This is a genomic window from Geomonas edaphica, from assembly GCF_004917075.1.
Taxonomy (GTDB): domain Bacteria; phylum Desulfobacterota; class Desulfuromonadia; order Geobacterales; family Geobacteraceae; genus Geomonas; species Geomonas edaphica.
In genome coordinates, this window is the sequence record NZ_SSYB01000001.1 from 806,649 (window position 1) to 825,191 (window position 18,543).

The following is an 18,543-nucleotide window of genomic DNA, read 5'->3' on the forward strand; positions in this document are numbered from 1 at the left end:
AACAGATGATGAACGATCCGTTATACAACAGCAGCATCATCGACACATACATCAAGCTGATAAAGAACCGGTACAACTTCATCAACGTCGGTGAACTGCTGAGCTACGCCGGGATGACCCCGCTCGAGGTGGCCGATCCGGGGCACTGGTTCACCCAGGAGCAGGTCAACCTCTTCTACGAACGCCTCCTGAAGCTTACCGGCAACGAAAATATCGCACGTGAAGCAGGGCGCTACGCGGCCTCCCCCGACGCCATCGGGATACTCAGGCTCTATTTTCTCGGGCTCGTCGGCCTTGCGCGCGCATTCAGCCTCATCGGGGATACCGTCAACTGCAACCTCGTCCGCTCCTCCACTTACACCTCGAGGCAGATCAGCAGCAACAGCTATGAAATCATCGTGACCCCAAGGCCCGGCACCCAGGAAGAGCCGTTCCAGTGCCAGAACAGGATGGGCTTTTTCGAGGCGGTGGCGAGCCTGTTCCAGGCAAAGCTTCCCCGCATCGAGCATCCTGAGTGCATCTTCAATGGCGATCCCGTGTGCCGTTACATCGTCACCTGGGAGAAGTCGAGCATCAACTTTTGGCGCTACACGAGAAACTACGCCTTCGTCGTCATCCTACTCGTGATGGGCCTTTGCTTCCGCGCCGGCCAGATGAGGTCGATCTACCTGTTCGCCCCTTGGGCGCTTTCCCTGCTCCTCGCCCTGAAGATCGGCTCCCTGCGCAGCGAGAAGACCGCCCTCTTCACCAGCCAGAAAAGCCTCAAGGACCTGAGCGACAACCTCTTCAAGAAGATGGAGATCAACTACACCAACGCTCTTGTCACCAACGAGATCGGGCAGGTGATCAGCAGACAGACCGCGGTCAACGACATCCTGCAGAACGTGGTGCAGATCCTCGAGAAACGCCTCGACTACAGCCGCGGCCTCATCCTGCTCTCCAACCCCGAGAAGACGCGCCTCGTGTTCCAGGCCGGCTTCGGCTACCACGACGAGCAACTCGCCTTCCTCGGGAAGACCACCTTCCACCTGGACCGCCCCGATTCCAAGGGGGTCTTCGTCATCTCCTTCCGTGAACAGCGCCCCTTCCTGGTCGCCGACGTGAAAGAAATCGAGGGGGCTTTGTCAGGCAAGAGCCAGAACTTCGCGAAGCAACTTCTTTCCCAGACCTTCATCTGCTGCCCGATCATATGCGAGGGGGAATCGCTCGGGATCATCGCCGTCGACAACCTGAAGTCGAAGCGGCCGCTCGTGCAAAGCGACGTCTCCCTTTTGATGGGGATCGCCCCGGTGATCGGCATCAGCATACGCAACGCAAAGCTGCACGAGGCGAAGTCAAACCAGTTCAGCTCGTTTCTCAAGGTCATGGCGGCATCGATTGACGCCAGGGACCCGCTCACCGCCGGTCACTCCGAAAAGGTCACCGAGTACTCGGAGGAGATCTGTGAAGAGCTGGGCCTTGAGCCGGAACAGCGGGAGATGATCAGGGTTGCGGCGCTTCTGCATGACTACGGCAAGATCGGGGTCCCCGACGCGATACTGAAGAAAAACGGACGTCTCTCGGAGATGGAGTACGAGATCGTCAAGACCCACTGCCACAAGACGCGCGACATCCTGGAACAGGTAAACTTCGAAGGGATCTACCGCGAGGTGCCGGAAATAGCCGGCGCCCATCACGAAAAGATCGACGGGACCGGCTATCCAAAAGGATTAAGGGGAAAGGACATACCGCTGGGCGCGAAGATCATCGCCGTCGCCGATTTCTACGAGGCGGTCACTTCGCAGCGCCACTACCGGGATCCGATGAAGACCGAAGAGGCATTCCGGCTGCTCAGAGAGGGGGCCGGAAGCCATTTCGACAGGAACATCGTCGACGCGCTCATCACATGCCGCACGAGAGCGGCAGAGCAGGAAGAGGGTTGCGAGGCTCAGGAGGCCTGAGGTTTGCGTCCCCGGCAGGAGATGATCGGTGTGTAGGTGAAGCGGCGCGGGTTGGCGAAGAAGCTGCGGAATTCCTCTAGAAACTCCTCGTATCCCCCGGCGTACTCGTCGAAACCGTATCCGGACCTCTTGGCGGCGACCTCGACCTTCTTGGTCCAGTTGAACTCGTCGACCTGCTTCAACTCTCCGAAGATCTGGTGATGCGCCCCGACCTGCACGTCGATGTCCTCGTAGCCCAGGTCGTACAGGAAGGAGTAGAGCTTGCGGCCGACGTAGGGGTCGAAGTCGTCGTTCACCTCAAGGCTCCTGATCGTCGCGGCGACGGCCCGCTCCATGCGGGGTGAGTGGCCGAAATGGCTGAGACAGTTGTAATCAAGATCGACGAGACAGAGGATGCCCCCAGGCTTCACCGCCTCGGACATGTTCTGCACCAGTTGGAAGCAGTTGGAGAGGTGGTATTCGAGGAAGAACCTGCACCAGGCGAAGTCGAACTGCCCCAGGTAGTTGAGCGGCTGGTAAAGGTCGCAACGTTCGAAACTCACGGTGTCCGAGCCGTAGTGTTCCCGGGCGTAGGCGATGCGCTCCTCGGAGAAGTCCACGCCGACCGCCCTCCCCCCGGGCTGTACCAGTTCGCCGAACATCGCGGTGGTCTTGCCCGGGCCGCAGCCGATATCGATGACGCTCATCCCCGGTGCGAGCCCCGCCCAGCGTGCCTGCTCCCCGGTAACGGCGTTGTCGGTCTTCATGTCGAGCCGCAGCGATTCTTCCGCGTGCTCCATCAGGTACTTCCGGTCTGACTGCATCAAACGCTCCTGTTAAGTTTTTCGAATTATTAGGGTTTAGCACATCTGCCGCTGATTCGTCAATCGCGCAGATGGGTATGTCCCCTACTGGTCAGCGCACATTCCCGACAAAGCACGGCACATGCAAGCTTTACAAGATTGGTAGGCTATGGTATTTGGAATGCCGCCTGCCCTCGGGCGGAGCAGAAGGTACCGTCGAATGAAATAAATCCTTGAGGAGGATCCATGAACTACAGGAAGAGCCTGATCGCCGGCGTGTTTGCATCGGCGGTCACCCTCGGAGCCGGAGCCTTATCCGCAGCGCACGCCGCCGGTTACGCAGTCTTCACCCACGGCGCGTCCGCGCTGGGACAGGGGAACGCGGTCACCGCCCACACGAGCGACCCGAGCACCATTTTCTACAACCCCGCACTTATGAACAAACTGGAGGGTACCCAGCTCCAGGTCGGCACCACGGCCATAATCTCTTCCCGCGAGTACACGAGTTCCGTCGGCAGCAACTCCACCTCCGATGAGGCGGTCTTCTTTCCGAGCACCTTCTACGTGACCCACAAGTTCAACGACAAACTGAGCGCGGGCTTCGGCGTCTTCAACCCCTTCGGCCTCGGCACCGAGTGGGGCAGCGGCTGGGACGGCCGCTACATCGCGACCAAGTCCGAACTCACCACCTTCGACTTCAACCCGGTCGTCTCCTACCGCGTACTCCCCTCACTCACCGTTGCCGCAGGTTTGGACGTCTTCTATCTCGACGCCACGCTGCAGCGAATGATGCCGTCTTCCGCTCTGTCCGCATATGGGATACCGGGGGGGTACGACATCGGCGTGAAATTCAAAGGTGACGGTACCGGCATAGGATACAACCTTGCCGCAGCCTATGACATCTGTGAGCACCTCACGGTGGGGGCCTCGTACCGCAGCCAGGTACATGTCGACATCTCAGGCGACGCCACCCTCTCCAGCTCGGTGTTGCCGGTAAGCGCCTTTAACAGCGGCGGGAAGACCGACCTCACGTTGCCGCCGCAATTCACCGCCGGTGTCGCCTTCAAGGGTATCGACAAGCTGACCCTAGAGGCGGGGATGCGCTGGGAGGGGTGGTCCAAATTCAAGGAGCTCAGCATCCAGCAAGACAATGGCGTCACGACCGCGACGCCTAGAAACTGGAGGGACAGCTGGGGACTCAACCTCGGCGGCAGGTACCAGTATGACGACACCGTCGCTCTCCTGGCCGGCTACGTGTACGGCGACACCGCGGTACCCGACAGCACCTTCGACCCCTCCATTCCCGATGCCAAGACCCACGTCTTCTGCGTTGGTACGGACCTGAACCTGAAGCCGGTCACCATCGCTCTCTCCTACGCCTATCAGCTCTACGAGAACCGGAGTAAGCACAACACGCTCTACGGAGTTGACGAAACGTCAGCCAACGGCAAGTACGAAAATGACGCGCACCTTGTGGCGGTCTCCCTCGGCTACAAGTTCTAGAGAAACACCTGCTTGAAAGTAAAAAGGCCTCTTCCCTGACGGGAGAGGCCTTTTTTGCATTCAATAAATCTCCAGCGGTCGACGCCATCGCCCCGCCCCTCTCTCAGAGGGAGAGGGAGGGAAGGTCAGACGGTGTCTTAGGCGGGATAGTGCGCCGTCGTCCCAGTTACTTCGCCTTGGCGAGCTTCGGCTCCATGCTGCGCACCAGGTCATCGTAGGCGACCAGCGCCTTGATCTGCGGCGAGGTCTTCTTGACCGTCGAGTCGAAAAACTGGAGCTTCGTATTGAACACCTGGGCCTTGTTCCTGAGGGCCGCAGTGCTCTCGGCGAGGAAACTCTTCTCCGCCTTGTCGTCGCTTTTAAGAAGCGCCTTCGTCTTGTTCCAGTATTCGTCCGTTGTGCCTACGTAGTGGTTCAAGCTCTCCAGGAACGAGAGCGAAGAAGTGGAAAGCTGGGAGGTGGTGGCCAGGCGCTCCTGCACGTCCCCCATCCCCTTAAGAAGATCCTGGTCCGCGAAACGGACGAGGTCGGAGACTTCCTGGTTGTAGTTCGGCTTGTTCGGGTCGAGGGCGTCGGCGCGGTTCAGGAACTGCTGCGAAGTCCCCAGGTACTTGTTGATGGAAACCGATGTGGCCCCGAGTGAAACCGCTGCGTCGGAGACGAACTTGGTGAAGAGCGAGGCCTGTCCCGCGTAGGGGATGGGCAATACCCTGGCGAAGCGCGCCGCGACCGAGCCGGCCTGAATGTACTTGGAATATCCGGCGACGTGTCCGGACATCCACTTGACGTAGCTCTCGAAGTCGGCCATTGACTGACGCTGGGCACGCACGTCAGCGGTGATCTCTTTTAGCCTCTTGCTGTTGCGCGCGGCGAGATCGGTCGAGGTGATGCTGCAGCTTTGCAGCGCCTTGAGCTTTTCCTGGAGGAGCACGTTCTCCTGGGTTAATGCGGCTATTGTTGCGGTCTGGTCGACGGACTGCGGCATGACAACGGCGGCCGGGGTTGCAACTGCAGGGGAAGCGGCCGGGGCTTCGGAAGCCATGGCATGGGACGCGATGAAGCCGGCGCCGAGGATGGATGCGGCGATAACGATGCGGATTTGCACAGGTAAGCTCCTTGGACAAAATCGGACAAACAGTATGGGAAGATACATCAATCGCACCGGACAGACAAACAAAAAAGGGGCCGCGCAGAGGAGTGCGCGGCCCAAGTTCAAGACTGAGGTAACTTCTTTATCTATTTTTCCTTGTAGCTTATGCGGTAGCTAAACCCTTTCGGATCGTACCAGTTGAGCACCTGACCGCCGACCTCGGCATAGGGATAGCCGAAGGTGTTGAGCTGAGCGCCGGCCTGGGGCGGGTTGAGGACAACGTCACGTCCCGAGGCGATCTTGAATCGGTAGGGATCGATGCCACCCCAGAAATATTCGCGGTAAGCGCGGGTCTTGGCGTCGCCAAGCTCGAGCTTCTCGACGAGCATCGCCTTTCTCACGTCGGCAGGGTCCACCGGGACCCAGCCGGTGCCGGGGAGGAAGAACTCGACCCAGCAGTGCTGCCAGGTGGTGATGTCCTCCTCCGCCTTCTTGCCGAGGCGCACGCCGAATACTTCGCGCGCCGGCACCCCAGCGGCACGGGCAAGGGCGATGTAGACCGAGGAAATGTCGGTGCACTTGCCGCCCGGCTTCTTCAGGAGTTCGCAGACATCCCCCTTGCCGCAGCCGACCGTCGCCGGGTCGCGGTACATGTTCTCGCAGGTCCAGTCATAGATCGCCTTCGCCTTCTCAAGAACGGTCTTTTTGCCTTTGACGATCGATTGGGCTAGCTTCTTCACCTCGCCGTCCACCGGTCCCATCGAGGTGGGGGCCAGGTACTCCGCGTAATCGGCGGGGTTCCATGCCGGTTCCTTGCCCGACAGGTTCTTCATCTGGATTTCCTCGCGCTCCACCTTGAAGGTGTAGGTGAGCTTGCGGCTCTTCGCGTCCTTGTCCCACTGAGCAAAAAGCATCGGCGTACCGTTCACCTTGTCGGTGTAGACCGCAGAAGCGGAGAAATCACCGGAAACCTTGACGTCGGTGACGTTCTGGTACCGGTCGGATACGGCGTAGGGTACCCAGAGTTTCGTCTCCTTGCCCGCTTCCTGGCGGGACAGATCGACTTCGACGCTCACGATACCGCTGCGGCTCTGGGCCCAGGCGGCGGGAGCGAGGCAGAGGGAAAGGGTCACTAGCGGCAACAACAACCTTTTCATTACGACTCCTTGCTCAGACAGATATTCAACGGCACGACGCCGTGCCTAAAGCTGCGACTTGACCACAGGCAGGCCCGCCTCTTTCCATTCGGAAAGGATGGCCTGGTAAATGGAGGGATAGGCGAGTTTCATAAGCTTGCGATAGGCGGAGTAGCTGCGACCGCCGCTGTTACAGTAGACGATGATCCCCTTCTCCTTGGGAAGAACGCCCGACTTCGATGCGAAGGTTTCGGCAGGGATGTTTATCGCACCCTCGATGTGCCCCTCGGCGAACTCGAACTCGTCACGTACGTCGACGAGGACGTAGGCGTCCTTTTTCTCTTTCAATATCACGCTCAGTTGCGCCGGCGTAAACTTTGTCGTCTCTATCTTCTTCGCATAATCGGCTCCTGCGACGATCGGGTACCCCTTCTCTTCCCAGACCGGGAAACCGTCCGCGTAGACGACCAGGTTGGTGTAGCCAACGGATTTTGCCTTTGCGGCGACCTTCTTGCTCTTGCCGCATTTCACCCCGTTGCAGTAGAGCACCACGAGGGCTCCCTTCTCCTTGGGAAGGAGTGCAAGGTTCTTATCGAAATCCTTTTCGGTGATGTTCACAGCGGTAACCAGATGTGCGACCTGGTATTCGTCGGCCGTGCGGGCGTCCACCAGGGTGAAGCTTTTCTTTTCATCCAGCATGTCCTTCAGGGCCTCGCTGGAGATGGTCTTGAAGTCGGCGTCCGCGGCAAATATCGGCAGCGCGGTAGCCATCATCAGAAAAAGGACCAATAGCGAGATCACCGACCTGCCCGTTAAACGAGTGATGCTGTTCATTGTTTCCTCCCATTGACTTGCATGAAATTAAAAAATCGACATGGCATCTCTGGTTGTCGAACATCGCGGTCAGACGATACCGTCTCATCGGTCAGCCTCCAAGCCTCGCGCCGATCATCTCCAGGAAAGCCTCGATCCTCACCCTGAGCTGCTCGGTGTCCGACTCCGAATAGTCGGTTTCGATCTGCAGGAACGGAGTCCCGGCCCCCTGCTGCAGGTGGTGCTTCACGCTGAGCGACTCCACGTTGTAGGTATGGCACCCCTGCCAGGTGAGGTCGATGACGCCGTCGACCTGAAACTCGTCGACAAGCCGCTCCAGAAGGGAGAGCCTGCCGTGGTTGGGGGACATGCACGAGCAGGGTATGCGCAGGTACTTCTCCGCGATGCTGCGAAGCAGGTCCGCGCCGGGGACGACGGGGTCCACCTTCTTGTAGGCCCCGCAGCTCTCGAAGCAGACCACTGAACCACCAAGTTCCTCGACCAGGCGAACCACCTTGTCCGACCCGACGCCGACAGGTACGCCGGTGAGGAGGATGCGCGGGGTGGTGTTGTCGAAGGGGGAAACGCCTCGCTCGGCCAGCTCGGTGAGCTCGGCGGTCAAACGGTTCACGAGTTCGATCGCCTCGCGCTTGTCCACCGTGAAGCCGCGGTTGTGAAGCACGGTCAAAAGATCGATCCCGGTGATCGGTGCGGGCTTACGTTTCATCACGTCCTGGAGCGCCTTGAGGGAGCGGCGCTCCTCGTTCAGGAGCATGACGGCGGATGCGAGACGCTCCGGGGTGATCTGCACCGAGAACTCTTGCTCGAGTCGACTTATCAGGCGCTTGAGCTCAAGGATCCAGTACTCAAGTGCCGCCTCATCCTGCACCTGTGGCAGCTGCATCAGGTGCAAGGGCTTCATCTTGCCGAGCAGTTCATACATCTTCTTCTTGCCGTCGCAGGTCGTTTCCGCGAGCAGCAGGTCGGAAAAATGAAAGAACGGGCAGGTATCGGTGAGGGCGAATCCGTAGCTCGACTTGATCAGAGGGCAGAGCGAGCGCGGCAATACCTTCTCGGCCGCCGGTATCGGCGTGGGGCTTGTGCCGCACAGGGAAACCGGGATCGCGCCGGCAGCGACGATGAGCTCTACCGGCGAAAACAGGCAATATGTGCCGACCACCTTCCTGCCGTGATCCTTGGCGACCTTGAGGGCTATCGCATTTCTTTCCCGGAGGGCGTTGATCTTCAGTAGCGTCGGAGTGCAGGGTTCACTCATGCTTCGTATCCAACGAGGGCGGCGCCGAGTGCGCCCACCAGTTGCGGAGCGGCTGGGACGCGGATTTCGACTGCCAGCCCGGAACCGATGGCGCGGCAGATGGCAGGGTTCAGCGCCACACCGCCGCTGAAGGTAATGTCACCCGAGACCGATACTTTCCCCGCAAGCCCTTGAACCCTTGTGGCAATGGCATGAAAGACACCGGCGGCGATGCGTCCCTTGTCTACGCCCTGGGCGAGAAGTCCGATTATCTCCGACTCCGCGAAAACGGCGCACATGCTCGAGATGCGTGCCGGTTCGGCGCCCGCAGCGATGAGCCCAAGCTCTTCAAGGGACAAGCCGAGCACGCCGGCCATGACTTGCAGGAAACGACCAGTTCCGGCGGCGCATTTGTCGTTCATGGCGAATTCGACGACTTTCCCACCGGCGTCGACGCTGATCACCTTGCTGTCCTGTCCGCCGATGTCCAGGACGGTACGGGTTTCCGGGTGGAGGAAATGGGCGCCACGGGCGTGGCAGGTAATCTCGGTCACCTTCTTATCGAACAATGGTAGCGATACCCGTCCGTAACCGGTGCCGACCACCCTTCCGACCGCCTCCTCGGCGATACCAGCGGCGTCGAGAGCCTGGCGAAATGCGGCAAGTCCCGCGCCGGCCGGGTCCCAGCCGGTAGGAACTACCGCGGTGGCGCGGATCTCACCGTCAAAGAGAACGGCCTTGGTACCTGTCGATCCTATATCGATTCCTGCTGCGATCATGGTGCCTCTTTTTTACGTTTCTCTCAGGCGGCCGAAGGAGAATAAGGGCCTGACATCAATAACCAATTGACCATCAAGAGTCAAATTGATAAATTCGATAAAATAGATACTATGGATCGCATCAACCAATAAGGAGGGGGCCGTGAACCTGAAACAGCTCGAAGTGTTCATAAAGGTCGCTGAAAGCGGGAGTTTCTCGAAGGGAGCGGAGGCCACCTTCATCACCCAGTCCACGGTCAGCCAGCACATATCCGCACTGGAAGGCGAGTTCGGCGTGAAGCTTCTGGACCGCACCGGCAAGGGGGCACTACCGACCGAGGGGGGGAAGATACTGCTCGATCGTGCACGCAAGCTCATAGATTATGCGAAGGAGATTCCGGTCGCCATGGCGCGTTTCAAGGGTGTCGAGGAGGCCGAGCTGAATATCGCCGGGAGCAGCATCCCGGGGGAGTACATGATCCCGGCGGCCCTGCCGCTTCTCATCAGCCGTTTCCCCGGGGTCACCATCGTGCTGCGCCAGGGTGACAGCCGCGATGTGCTGGGAAAGCTGATCTCAGAAGAAGTGGAGCTGGGTGTGGTAGGTGGGCGTTTCGAGGAGGAGAGCCTCGAGTTCATGCCGCTTGCCGACGACGAACTCGTCCTGATCGCGCCCGCAGGGCATCGCTGGAGCGGCAAGAAGGGAATCAGCAAGGAGGATTTGCTGGGCGAGCAGGTCGTGCTTAGGGAAACAGGTTCCGGCACCGGAAAGGCTGCCGCTCAGGCCCTGCGCGAGGCGGGGATAGACCCCGCGCGTCTCAATGTGGCGGCGCATCTTGGCAGCAACGAGGCGGTGAAGCGTGCGGTGATTGCCGGAATCGGGGTATCCTTCGTCTCGGCGGTTTCGGTACAACACGAACTGGAGCAGAAGTCACTTGTGCAGGTTCCTGTCGACGGCGTCAGCATAAAGAGGCAGTTTTTCCTCGTGGGCCGCAGAGGTAGGGAACTCTCCCCCGCCGCCCTCGCATTCAGGACCATCATGACGGAGATGTATAAAGGCAATTGACAATCAGCTAATCGTCAATTCTTCTCCCCCTCCCCTTCTTCCTTTCGGATATCGCCTTCTTGTCGGAAAGCCGTTTTTCCTTGGCGCTTCTCGGCACCTTGGTCTTTATCCACTTCTTCGCCTTCTGCGCGCGCCTGCGCAGCAACTCGGCCAGCCGCTCCAGCGCCTTTTCCCGGTTTTGGGCCTGCGAGCGGCTTTCACTTGCCTGCGCCACGATCCCGGTCGGGAGATGACGTATGCGCACCGCGGAGTCGGTCGTGTTGCGGTGCTGCCCGCCAGGCCCGGAGGCGCGGTAGAATTCCACCTTTATGTCTGCTTCCCTGATCTCGATCATATACTCTTCAATCCTTCCAACTTACTGTCACTGCCGCGCGTTGCGCTGTAGTTGCAACAGTCGTAACTTCAGCAACTAACGCCGAGATACTCATATTTACCGCTTTACCAGATTACATACCCACAAAGCCGTAAGGTATATACCTTCAGCCCGTGTTGAACTGTCGTGTGATATCTGTTACAGTGCCACCCTTCAGAAAAACACTGCCTCAAGGAGGAGCACCTGTATGCCCGTCATCACCATCGACCTTGGAACCATGGCGAACAAAGAGAAGAAAGGCGAACTGGTTCAGGCTTTGACCGAAGCCGCCAGCACTGTAACACAGATCCCCGCCGAAAAGTTCATCGTCTTCATCAAGGAAATGGAGCGCGACAACATCGGCGTCGGCGGCAAGCTCCTGTCCGACATCATCAAATAATTCCACGGAGGACCTATGAAAAAGAGCCTGGGCAAAGCAACCCACGCCATGCCGACGCCGGTCTGGCTGGTCGGTACCTACGACAGTGAAGGAAAAGCGAACCTGGCGACGGTCGCCTGGGGGGGCGTGTGCAGCTCCGACCCGGCCGCGGTCACCGTCTCCCTGAGAAAGGCACGGCACAGCTACGACGCCATCATGGAGCGCCAGGCCTTCACGGTGAATATCCCCTCCCGCGACTTCGTAGTCGCCGCCGACTACGCCGGTATCGCCTCTGGCAAAAACGCCGACAAATTTGCAACTGCAGGCCTCACGCCGGTGAAAAGCGATCTGGTCGACGCACCGTACGTTGCCGAGTTCCCGCTCGTGATCGAGTGCAGGCTGCTGCAGACCGTGGAGATCGGGGTACACACCCAGTTCATCGGTGAGATCGTCGACGTCAAGGCCGATGCATCGGTGCTCGACGAAGCAGGCCTCCCCGATCCGACCAAGGTGCAGCCCATTGTCTACAGCCCGACCAACCGCGGCTATTACGCACTGGGCGAAAAAGTGGGCCAGGGTTTCGACATCGGGAAACAGTTGATGAAGTAACTGGAGCCTCGCCGCTCCTACGGTATACTCCTTCCCGTTATCTCATCTGGGCTGGGGGAGTGCTATGGACGACGAAACCTTCAAGAAGGAAGTGCTGGACCGGCTGCAACAGATCATCGAGATGCTCACCTCGATCCTGCCTGAGGCATGCATCGAGGAGCCGGAAGAGACAACAGCGACAGCAGATATAGTGATGCTAAACAGAGCGGACGAAGCTTATTCCATGCTTGAGGAAATGCAGGATAACTACCAGTACGCCGTTGAGAAATGGCAACGGGAGCACGGCGCCTGACACCTCTTATCCCCGCACCTTAAAAGGCTGGTTGACCGATGGTCGACCAGCCTTTGCCGTTTCAGCGCTCAGCTTTTTGCAGCAGCAAAGCGCCACGCCACGAAGCGCGCTTCGAAAGCGACAGTCACCCGCCTCAACCGGTCATCAAGAAAACCCATGGCCTGCTCTGCAATGCGAGCCGGGACCCCACCGTAAAAGGCCTCGGCGATCGCGCCGGTGATGCAGGCCAGGGTGTCTGAGTCCCCGCCTAGGGAGACGGCGAGGCGGATGGCGCCTTCGAAATCGTTTGATTCAAGAAACGCAGTGACGGCCTGCGGAACCGTCCCCTGACAGGAGATGTCGAAACGGTACGACGGCCTGATCTCATCGCAGCTGAGCGCGAGATCGTAGCCGAATTCTCCGGTGATGAAGCTGCGCAGCTCGTCTTTTGAAGCGCCGCTGCGCCCAAGAAAGACCGCACCGGCAACGGCCTGCGCCCCCTTTACCCCTTCGGGGTGCCCGTGGGTTGGGAGGGTGTAGTTCCGCGCCAGGGACAAAGCGTCAGCGAGCGTATCGCAGGCCCACCCCACCGGGCTCACGCGCATCGCGGCCCCATTGCCCCAGCTGTTGTAGGGTTTAGGGGCGTCCGCCTCGGCCCACGCGACGAAGCCCCTGCCGTACCCCGCGTCCGGGTAGCTGCGGTAGTAATGCCTCATGGTGTCGTCGTACGGCGCGCCGGTCATGATCGCGTCGGCGAGCGCCACGGTGAGTACGGAGTCGTCGGTAAAGCGGCAGCTGTCCTGGAAGAGCGGGAATTCCGTGCTCTTTATGTTGTTCCACTCGTAGATGGAACCGACGATGTCTCCGGTCAGAGCACCCAGCATGGCGCTTTACCCCCTACCCCGTTCCGGGCGGTTCTGGTATCATCCCTTCTCATGAACTACCTGTTCCATCTATACCTCTCCGGCGACGACCCCGACATCCTCACCGGCAACTTCATGGGGGACTTCGTGAAGGGGCGCCTCACCGACGCCTATCCGTACAAGCTGCGACGCGGCATCGAACTGCACCGTCGCATCGATTCCTTCGCCCAGAACCATGCCGCTTTCACCGCGAGCAGAAAGCGCCTGGGGGCCGACTTCGGCCTGTACCGCGGCATCATGGTCGACATCTTCTATGATCACTTCCTCGCCGTAGGATGGCGGCAGTGCAGCACTGAAGCGCTCCCGGACTACCTAAAGCGCGTACGCGCAAGCGTCGAGGCGCGCCGCGACCAGCTCCCCGAGCGTCTCAAGGGACTGGTGCCGGTGATCTTCGAGGAGATGATCCCTTCCTACCTGAACGCCGAAGGGGTGGCCGACGCGCTGCGGCGCATGTCGCGGCGCGTGCCGAGGGCGAACCCGCTCGCTTCGGGCGGCGTGGAGCTTACCCGCCACTACCGCTTCTTGCAAGAGGATTTCCACGCCTTCCTGCCAGACATTCGCGGTTTTGCCGAGGAAACGCTCCGGCGCTGACCTTTCTTGCGGCGCGGCAACCTTTCAGATGATGCGCGTGAATTTTTCCTTCGGGTAGATGGAGCGCGCGAAGAAGTCGACGAAATCGTCGACCACCTGTTCCACGAGGGCCGGTTCGAGTACTTCGGGGCACTCCTCCTTCGGTGGACCATCGAACTGCATGGTAAACTTCCGCATTTCCAGTTCCGCGCTTATCGCACTGCCGCGCAGGCCGTCGCCACCAGGTTCGCGCTCCCAGTAGACGCGCGCGTATGGCAGGGCCTCTCTCAGCCTCAACATGATCTGCCTGCCGATATCGTGCATCGGTTCACCTCCCGCTAACGTTCCGATTTGGCAAAAACAGCTGCAATACTAGCGGCACCCTTCGGATTTGCAATCGCTAACGACTGCAAGTTCTCAAAGCGCACCTCCCCCTTTTTTTAGCCGAATAATCCTACAATACGCTTGAATCCGAGCCCTGCACAAGGTACATTAGAGCGCCGCATAGACGCCGCTAATTGGAGAAGACCGATCGACACGATTCAACTGCTCATCTTCACCCTTGACGACCAGCGTTACGCGTTGCGTCTGGACCACGTAAAACGGGTGGTCCGGGCGGCGGCCCTCACCCAGCTCCCCAAGGCCCCGGACGTGGTAATGGGCATCCTGGACCTGCACGGAGAGATCGTTCCCGTCATAAATCTGAGGAGACGCTTCAGGCTCCCCGAGCGCCCCGTCGCCCTGAGCGACCAGTTCGTCATCGCGCGCACCGGCAGGCTCACCCTTGCCCTGGTTGTGGACGGTTCCGAAGGGGTCATCGAGCCGCCTGCGGCCGGCATCCTTGCCGCCGACGAAATCGTGGCGGGAGCCGGGTTCGTCGCCGGAGTGGCGCGGACCGCGGACGGACTGGTACTGATCCACGACCTCGACGCCCTGCTCTTCCCTCACGAAGAGGTGCAGATAGCCGCGGCGCTGGAACGCACCTGACATGGCGGTTTCGCAGACAAGCGCGACGCTGCAGATGTTCGCCGCGTTCGTAGCAAAAGAACTTGGGCTTCACTTCCGCAAGGAACGCTTCGCCGAACTGGCGCAGAAGATGGCTACCCTTGCGCAACAGGAAGGGGTTGAGGACCTGGAGCGCTACCTGCTGCAGCTCATGTCCGCGCCCCTGGGAAAGGAGCGGCTGCGGCTTTTGGCCAGCGCCCTCACCATCGGCGAGACCTATTTCCTGCGCGACCCGAAGAGCTACCAGGTGCTCGAGGAACGGGTGCTCCCGGGACTGATCGCGGCCAGGCGGCGCGGCAACCGCACCATCCGGATCTGGAGCGCCGGATGCTCCACCGGTGAGGAACCGTACAGCATCGCCATCATCCTGAGCCGTGTACTCCGGGACACGACCGGCTGGAAGATCACCATCCTCGGCACGGACCTTAACGAGCACGCCCTTGAGCGAGCCCGGCTGGGGGTGTACGGCAAATGGTCCTTCCGGAACGCCCCCGGGTGGCTCATGAATTATTTCACCCAGCGGCCGGACGGCAGCTTCGAGATCGCAAACGGCATCAGGGAGATGGTCCGCTTCGGGCATCTGAACCTCGCCGAGAACGCCGATACCCCTTCCCCCATTGCCGGGGGTGCGGATGTCATCTTCTGCCGCAACGTGATGCTCTATTTTCACGAGGAGCAGATCGAGAAGACCGTCGCCAGGTTCCGCGCCGCGCTGAGGCCTGGCGGCTGGCTCTTCATGGGACCGACCGAGGTGGACCACCACAAGGTGGAAGGTTTCACCTGTCACATCTTCGATGGCGCCCTCGCGCTGAAAAGAAGCGACCCACGCCAGAAAGCGACGCGAGCCGAGTTTCGGGTTCCTGCTGACGCGCCGACGCCCCAACCGGGTGCACACCCCGGGCGTGTGGTCGGGCGAACCGTGACATCGGCCGCGGGAAAGCAGCCCCCGGCCAATAAAACGGCGGGCGGGCCGGAATTCCATGCGGCGCCGGCATCAGCAGACGCGCCGCAGGGCCCGGACCTGCTGCAGCAGGCGCTTTCGCTCTTCGACACGGGCGCCTATGAAAAGGCCGCAGAGGTTGCGCTCGCCGGGGCACAGCACGCCGAGCACCTAGCCCTCGCGGCCCGCTGTCATGCAAACCTCGGGCGCTACGACCAGGCTCGCGAGCTCTGCGAAAGATCGATCCGCCTCGAGCGGCTGAATCCGCACAACCACTACCTCCTCTCCATGATCCGCGAGCAGACGGGAGATGAAGAAGGCGCCGTCACTTCGCTGAAGCACGCGCTCTACCTCGACCACGACTACCTGCTCGCCTATTTCGCGCTCGGAAACCTCTTTAGAAAGCGCGGTGAGCGGCAGGAGGCGGAACAGAGTTTCGGCAACGCCCTGCGCCTTTTGCAGCGGCTCGACCCGAACGAGGCCATCCCCGACACCGAGGGGATGACGGCCGGCATGTTGATCCATCTGATCAAGGGGATCAGCAGGCGGTAATGCAGCACGTTTTCCACGCTTAGGAGAAGAAGCATGTCGCAGAGAAGTTCCGCCATAGACTGGGCCTCACTGCTCACCCGCCAGCAGGCGGCCTTCGACGCCGTTCTCCAGAACCGGCACGACCATGAGCGCGAGCAGGCACTCCTTAAGGAACGCGCCCGGCTCATGAGCCAAAAAACTGCCGAGGACGCCGGGAGCGTTGCCTGCGTCGACTGCCTGGAGTTCACCCTTTCCGGCGAGCACTACGCCATCGAGCTTTCCTTCATCGCGGCCACGATTCCCCTGGCCGATTTCACCCCTTTGTTCTGCACCCCGCCCTTCGTCCTGGGGATCACCAGCGTGCGCGGCAAGATCATCTCCATCGTGGACCTGCGCCGCTTTTTCGAACTCCCGGCAGCCGGACTTTCCGACCTGAATCGGGTGATCGTCGTAAGCGACGGCACCATGGAATTCGGCGTCCTTGCCGACCGGGTCGAGGGGATGCGCTCTCTACCCCTGTCGGAACTACACCCGACACCCGATACCTTTACCGGGGTGAGAGGCGAGTTCCTTGCCGGGGTAACCGCCGAGCGGCTCGCCCTGCTCGACATGGCCAGGATCCTGGCCGACCCGCGCCTCATCGTGCACGAAGAGGTCGGGTAGACATTGAAATCAAGATCAAGGTTGAGGTCGCCATCCCAACCTGACTTTTGGAGGTTCCATGCTCAGCAACCTTAAAATCCGTTCCAGGCTGATCGCAGGCTTTTCCGTGCTGCTCGTGTTCCTAGTCCTGATCGGCACGCTCTCCCTCAAAAACCTCGCAGCCGAAGGACGCCTGCTCAGCGAGTTCTACGAGCACCCTTTCACGGTAACCAACGCGATCCAGCAGGTTGACACCAACATCGCCCGGATGCACCGCGGCATGAAGGACGTGGTCCTCTATGCAGCCGACCGTGAAGACCTGGAAGCGACCATCGCGGAGATCGCCAAGTATGAGCAGGAGGTCTACCGCGGACTGGCACTCGCCCGCGAGCGCTTCCCCGGCGACCAGGCGAAGATCGACCGGATCAAGGAGTCGATGGATCAGTGGAAGGAGGTCCGCGCCAAGACCATCGCGCTCACCCGGCAGGGTAAGGTGAAGGAGGCGGTCGCCTTCCACAAGAACTACGCCCGCCGCACCGTGGCCCAGATCGATGCCCAGGTGGAAGAGGTGCTGAAGGCATCCCACACTACGGCCAGCAATTTCGCCGCCGAATCCGCGAGGAACCAGCGCTTAACCTTCGCGATCACCGCGGTCCTCGTGGCACTCGCCTGCATCATCGCCGCCATGATCGCCTTCGCCATCACCGCATCCATCACAAGACCCCTAAACGACGCCGTGCAGGCCGCCGACCGCCTGGCCCAGGGGGACGTCTCCGTCGAGCTCGACAGCGCCTCTCCCGACGAATTGGGACAGCTTTTACGGGCTATGAGGAAGATGGTGCTCTCCCTGCGCCGCATGGGAGAGAACGCGAACCGGATCGCGATCGGCGACCTCGATCTCGAGGTGGTTCCCCTCTCCGAGCGCGACGTCTTCGGCAACGCCATGAGCAACATGGTTGCCTCCCTGAAGAGGCTCGCCGCCAGCGCCGACCGCATCGCGGCCGGGGATCTCACCATCGAAGTGATCCCCGCCTCGGACAAGGACCGCCTGGGCAATTCCTTCAGCGTGATGACCAGGAATTTGAGGGACTTGAGCCTCGAAATCTCCGAGGTGGTGAGCGTCCTCGCCGGGAGCGCCGCCGAGATCATGACCACGGTGAGCGAGCTTGCCTCCAGCTCGGCCCAGACCGCCACCTCCATCTCCGAGACCAACGCGACGGTCCAGGAGATCCGCCAGACCACCGACCTCACCTCGCAGAAGTCGCGCCAGGTTTACGAGGGGGCGCACCGCTCCGCGCAGATCGCCAAGACCGGCCGTGACTCGGTGAACAGTACTCTGGACGGCATGCAGGGGATCGACGAGCGCATGGGCTTCATCGCCGAGCGCATCGTGAACCTCTCCGAGCAGAGCCAGGCCATCGGCGAGATCATCGCCACGGTAGCGGACCTCGCCGAGCAGTCGAACCTCCTCGCGGTGAACGCCGCCATCGAGGCAGCCAAGGCTGGTGAGCACGGCAAAGGGTTCGCCGTGGTGGCCCAGGAGGTGAAGAACCTCGCCACCCAGTCGAAGCAGGCGACCTCCCAGGTGCGCAGCATCATAGGCCAGATCCAGAAGGCCACCACCGCGGCCGTCCTCGCCACCGAGCAAGGGAGCAAGGCGGTCGAGGCGGGGATGAAGCAGTCAAGCGAAGCGGGCGAGTCGATCCGCCAGCTCGCCGCGAGCATCGAGGACTCCTCGAACGCCACGTTGCAGATCGTCACCTCGACCCAGGAGCAGGCGATCGGCATGGACCAGATCGCCATCGCCATCCAGAGTATCAACCAGGCAAGCGATCAGAACGTGGAGGGGTCGCGCCAGATCGAGGCGGCCGCGAAAAACCTCTACGAGCTGAACCAGAAGCTGCAGAAACTGGTGAGCGGCTACCGGCTCGCCTGATCCCCCTCAGCGGCGGGAGATCACGAATTAAGGTGACTATTACGA

General features: G+C 60.6%; 20 protein-coding genes. 11 read left to right on the forward strand and 9 right to left on the reverse strand.

The genetic code is table 11. The annotated features are described in order from the left end of the window. Positions 1–5: 5 nt before the first annotated feature. Positions 6–1,940, forward strand: coding sequence for an HD domain-containing phosphohydrolase (locus E8K79_RS03415; protein WP_136513487.1), 1,935 nt, complete (start codon positions 6–8; stop codon positions 1,938–1,940). Here E8K79_RS03415 and E8K79_RS03420 read toward each other — a convergent pair. Next, the gene (locus tag E8K79_RS03420) at positions 1,928–2,743 is read right to left on the reverse strand and encodes a class I SAM-dependent methyltransferase (protein WP_136513488.1); all 816 of its coding nucleotides are present in this window, start codon (positions 2,741–2,743) and stop codon (positions 1,928–1,930) included. The two genes, E8K79_RS03415 and E8K79_RS03420, sit on opposite strands and share 13 nt — an antisense overlap. 225 nt (positions 2,744–2,968) lie before the next feature. Between E8K79_RS03420 and E8K79_RS03425 the strand changes: the two genes are divergently transcribed. Beyond that, a complete protein-coding gene (locus E8K79_RS03425; protein WP_136513489.1) occupies positions 2,969–4,225 on the forward strand; it encodes an OmpP1/FadL family transporter in 1,257 nt (418 codons plus the stop codon). Between the two features lie 166 nt (positions 4,226–4,391). Here the strand turns inward: E8K79_RS03425 and E8K79_RS03430 are convergent, their stop codons facing one another. From E8K79_RS03430 to E8K79_RS03450, 5 genes are all read right to left on the reverse strand, one after another. Then, positions 4,392–5,330 (reverse strand): hypothetical protein, encoded by a 939-nt coding sequence (locus tag E8K79_RS03430; RefSeq protein WP_136513490.1) that lies wholly within the window; start codon positions 5,328–5,330, stop codon positions 4,392–4,394. A gap of 131 nt (positions 5,331–5,461) precedes the next feature. Further along, positions 5,462–6,472, reverse strand: coding sequence for a transglutaminase-like domain-containing protein (locus E8K79_RS03435; RefSeq protein ID WP_136513491.1), 1,011 nt, complete (start codon positions 6,470–6,472; stop codon positions 5,462–5,464). Positions 6,473–6,517: 45 nt separating this feature from the next. After that, positions 6,518–7,285, reverse strand: coding sequence for a rhodanese-like domain-containing protein (locus E8K79_RS03440; protein WP_136513492.1), 768 nt, complete (start codon positions 7,283–7,285; stop codon positions 6,518–6,520). Between the two features lie 91 nt (positions 7,286–7,376). Beyond that, the gene (locus E8K79_RS03445; protein WP_136513493.1) at positions 7,377–8,540 is read right to left on the reverse strand and encodes a double-cubane-cluster-containing anaerobic reductase; all 1,164 of its coding nucleotides are present in this window, start codon (positions 8,538–8,540) and stop codon (positions 7,377–7,379) included. Further along, complete coding sequence (locus tag E8K79_RS03450; protein WP_136513494.1) at positions 8,537–9,298, reverse strand: acyl-CoA dehydratase activase; 762 nt, start codon at positions 9,296–9,298, stop codon at positions 8,537–8,539. The genes E8K79_RS03445 and E8K79_RS03450 overlap by 4 nt, the downstream gene beginning before the upstream one ends. A 142-nt stretch (positions 9,299–9,440) precedes the next feature. Here E8K79_RS03450 and E8K79_RS03455 point away from each other — a divergent pair, with 142 nt between their 5' ends. Continuing rightward, positions 9,441–10,340, forward strand: coding sequence for a selenium metabolism-associated LysR family transcriptional regulator (locus tag E8K79_RS03455; protein WP_136513495.1), 900 nt, complete (start codon positions 9,441–9,443; stop codon positions 10,338–10,340). A 7-nt stretch (positions 10,341–10,347) separates the two neighbouring features. On the opposite strand, the gene E8K79_RS03460 is transcribed toward E8K79_RS03455, so the two are convergent. Further along, positions 10,348–10,674, reverse strand: coding sequence for a peptide chain release factor family protein (locus tag E8K79_RS03460; RefSeq protein WP_246043699.1), 327 nt, complete (start codon positions 10,672–10,674; stop codon positions 10,348–10,350). A 226-nt stretch (positions 10,675–10,900) separates the two neighbouring features. On the opposite strand from E8K79_RS03460, the gene dmpI reads away from it, so the two are divergent. The 3 genes from dmpI (at position 10,901) to E8K79_RS03475 (ending at position 11,972) form a co-directional block, all read left to right on the forward strand. After that, complete coding sequence (gene dmpI, locus E8K79_RS03465) at positions 10,901–11,092, forward strand: 4-oxalocrotonate tautomerase DmpI (protein ID WP_136513496.1); 192 nt, start codon at positions 10,901–10,903, stop codon at positions 11,090–11,092. 15 nt (positions 11,093–11,107) lie between these two features. Further along, complete coding sequence (locus tag E8K79_RS03470; RefSeq protein ID WP_136513497.1) at positions 11,108–11,680, forward strand: flavin reductase family protein; 573 nt, start codon at positions 11,108–11,110, stop codon at positions 11,678–11,680. Positions 11,681–11,744: 64 nt separating this feature from the next. After that, positions 11,745–11,972, forward strand: a complete 228-nt coding sequence (locus E8K79_RS03475; RefSeq protein WP_136513498.1) for a hypothetical protein — start codon at positions 11,745–11,747, stop codon at positions 11,970–11,972. Positions 11,973–12,040: 68 nt separating this feature from the next. Here E8K79_RS03475 and E8K79_RS03480 read toward each other — a convergent pair whose 3' ends face one another. Further along, a complete protein-coding gene (locus E8K79_RS03480) occupies positions 12,041–12,835 on the reverse strand; it encodes an ADP-ribosylglycohydrolase family protein (RefSeq protein ID WP_136513499.1) in 795 nt (264 codons plus the stop codon). 51 nt (positions 12,836–12,886) lie between these two features. On the opposite strand from E8K79_RS03480, the gene E8K79_RS03485 reads away from it, so the two are divergent. After that, positions 12,887–13,465 carry an acyl carrier protein phosphodiesterase gene (locus E8K79_RS03485; RefSeq protein WP_136513500.1) on the forward strand — a complete coding sequence of 193 codons (579 nt, stop codon included), beginning with the start codon at positions 12,887–12,889 and terminating at the stop codon, positions 13,463–13,465. 24 nt (positions 13,466–13,489) lie between these two features. Here E8K79_RS03485 and E8K79_RS03490 read toward each other — a convergent pair whose 3' ends face one another. After that, the gene (locus E8K79_RS03490) at positions 13,490–13,768 is read right to left on the reverse strand and encodes a hypothetical protein (protein ID WP_136513501.1); all 279 of its coding nucleotides are present in this window, start codon (positions 13,766–13,768) and stop codon (positions 13,490–13,492) included. Positions 13,769–13,909: 141 nt separating this feature from the next. Here E8K79_RS03490 and E8K79_RS03495 point away from each other — a divergent pair, with 141 nt between their 5' ends. Genes E8K79_RS03495 through E8K79_RS03510 form a run of 4 tightly spaced genes read left to right on the forward strand, consistent with a single transcriptional unit; the run spans position 13,910 to position 18,498 of the window. Further along, positions 13,910–14,431 carry a chemotaxis protein CheW gene (locus E8K79_RS03495; RefSeq protein ID WP_246043701.1) on the forward strand — a complete coding sequence of 174 codons (522 nt, stop codon included), beginning with the start codon at positions 13,910–13,912 and terminating at the stop codon, positions 14,429–14,431. Position 14,432: 1 nt separating this feature from the next. Beyond that, complete coding sequence (locus E8K79_RS03500) at positions 14,433–15,941, forward strand: CheR family methyltransferase (RefSeq protein WP_198419766.1); 1,509 nt, start codon at positions 14,433–14,435, stop codon at positions 15,939–15,941. Positions 15,942–15,974: 33 nt separating this feature from the next. Further along, positions 15,975–16,583, forward strand: a complete 609-nt coding sequence (locus E8K79_RS03505) for a chemotaxis protein CheW (protein WP_136513502.1) — start codon at positions 15,975–15,977, stop codon at positions 16,581–16,583. A 58-nt stretch (positions 16,584–16,641) separates the two neighbouring features. Continuing rightward, complete coding sequence (locus E8K79_RS03510; protein ID WP_136513503.1) at positions 16,642–18,498, forward strand: HAMP domain-containing methyl-accepting chemotaxis protein; 1,857 nt, start codon at positions 16,642–16,644, stop codon at positions 18,496–18,498. The last annotated feature ends 45 nt before the right edge of the window (positions 18,499–18,543 follow it).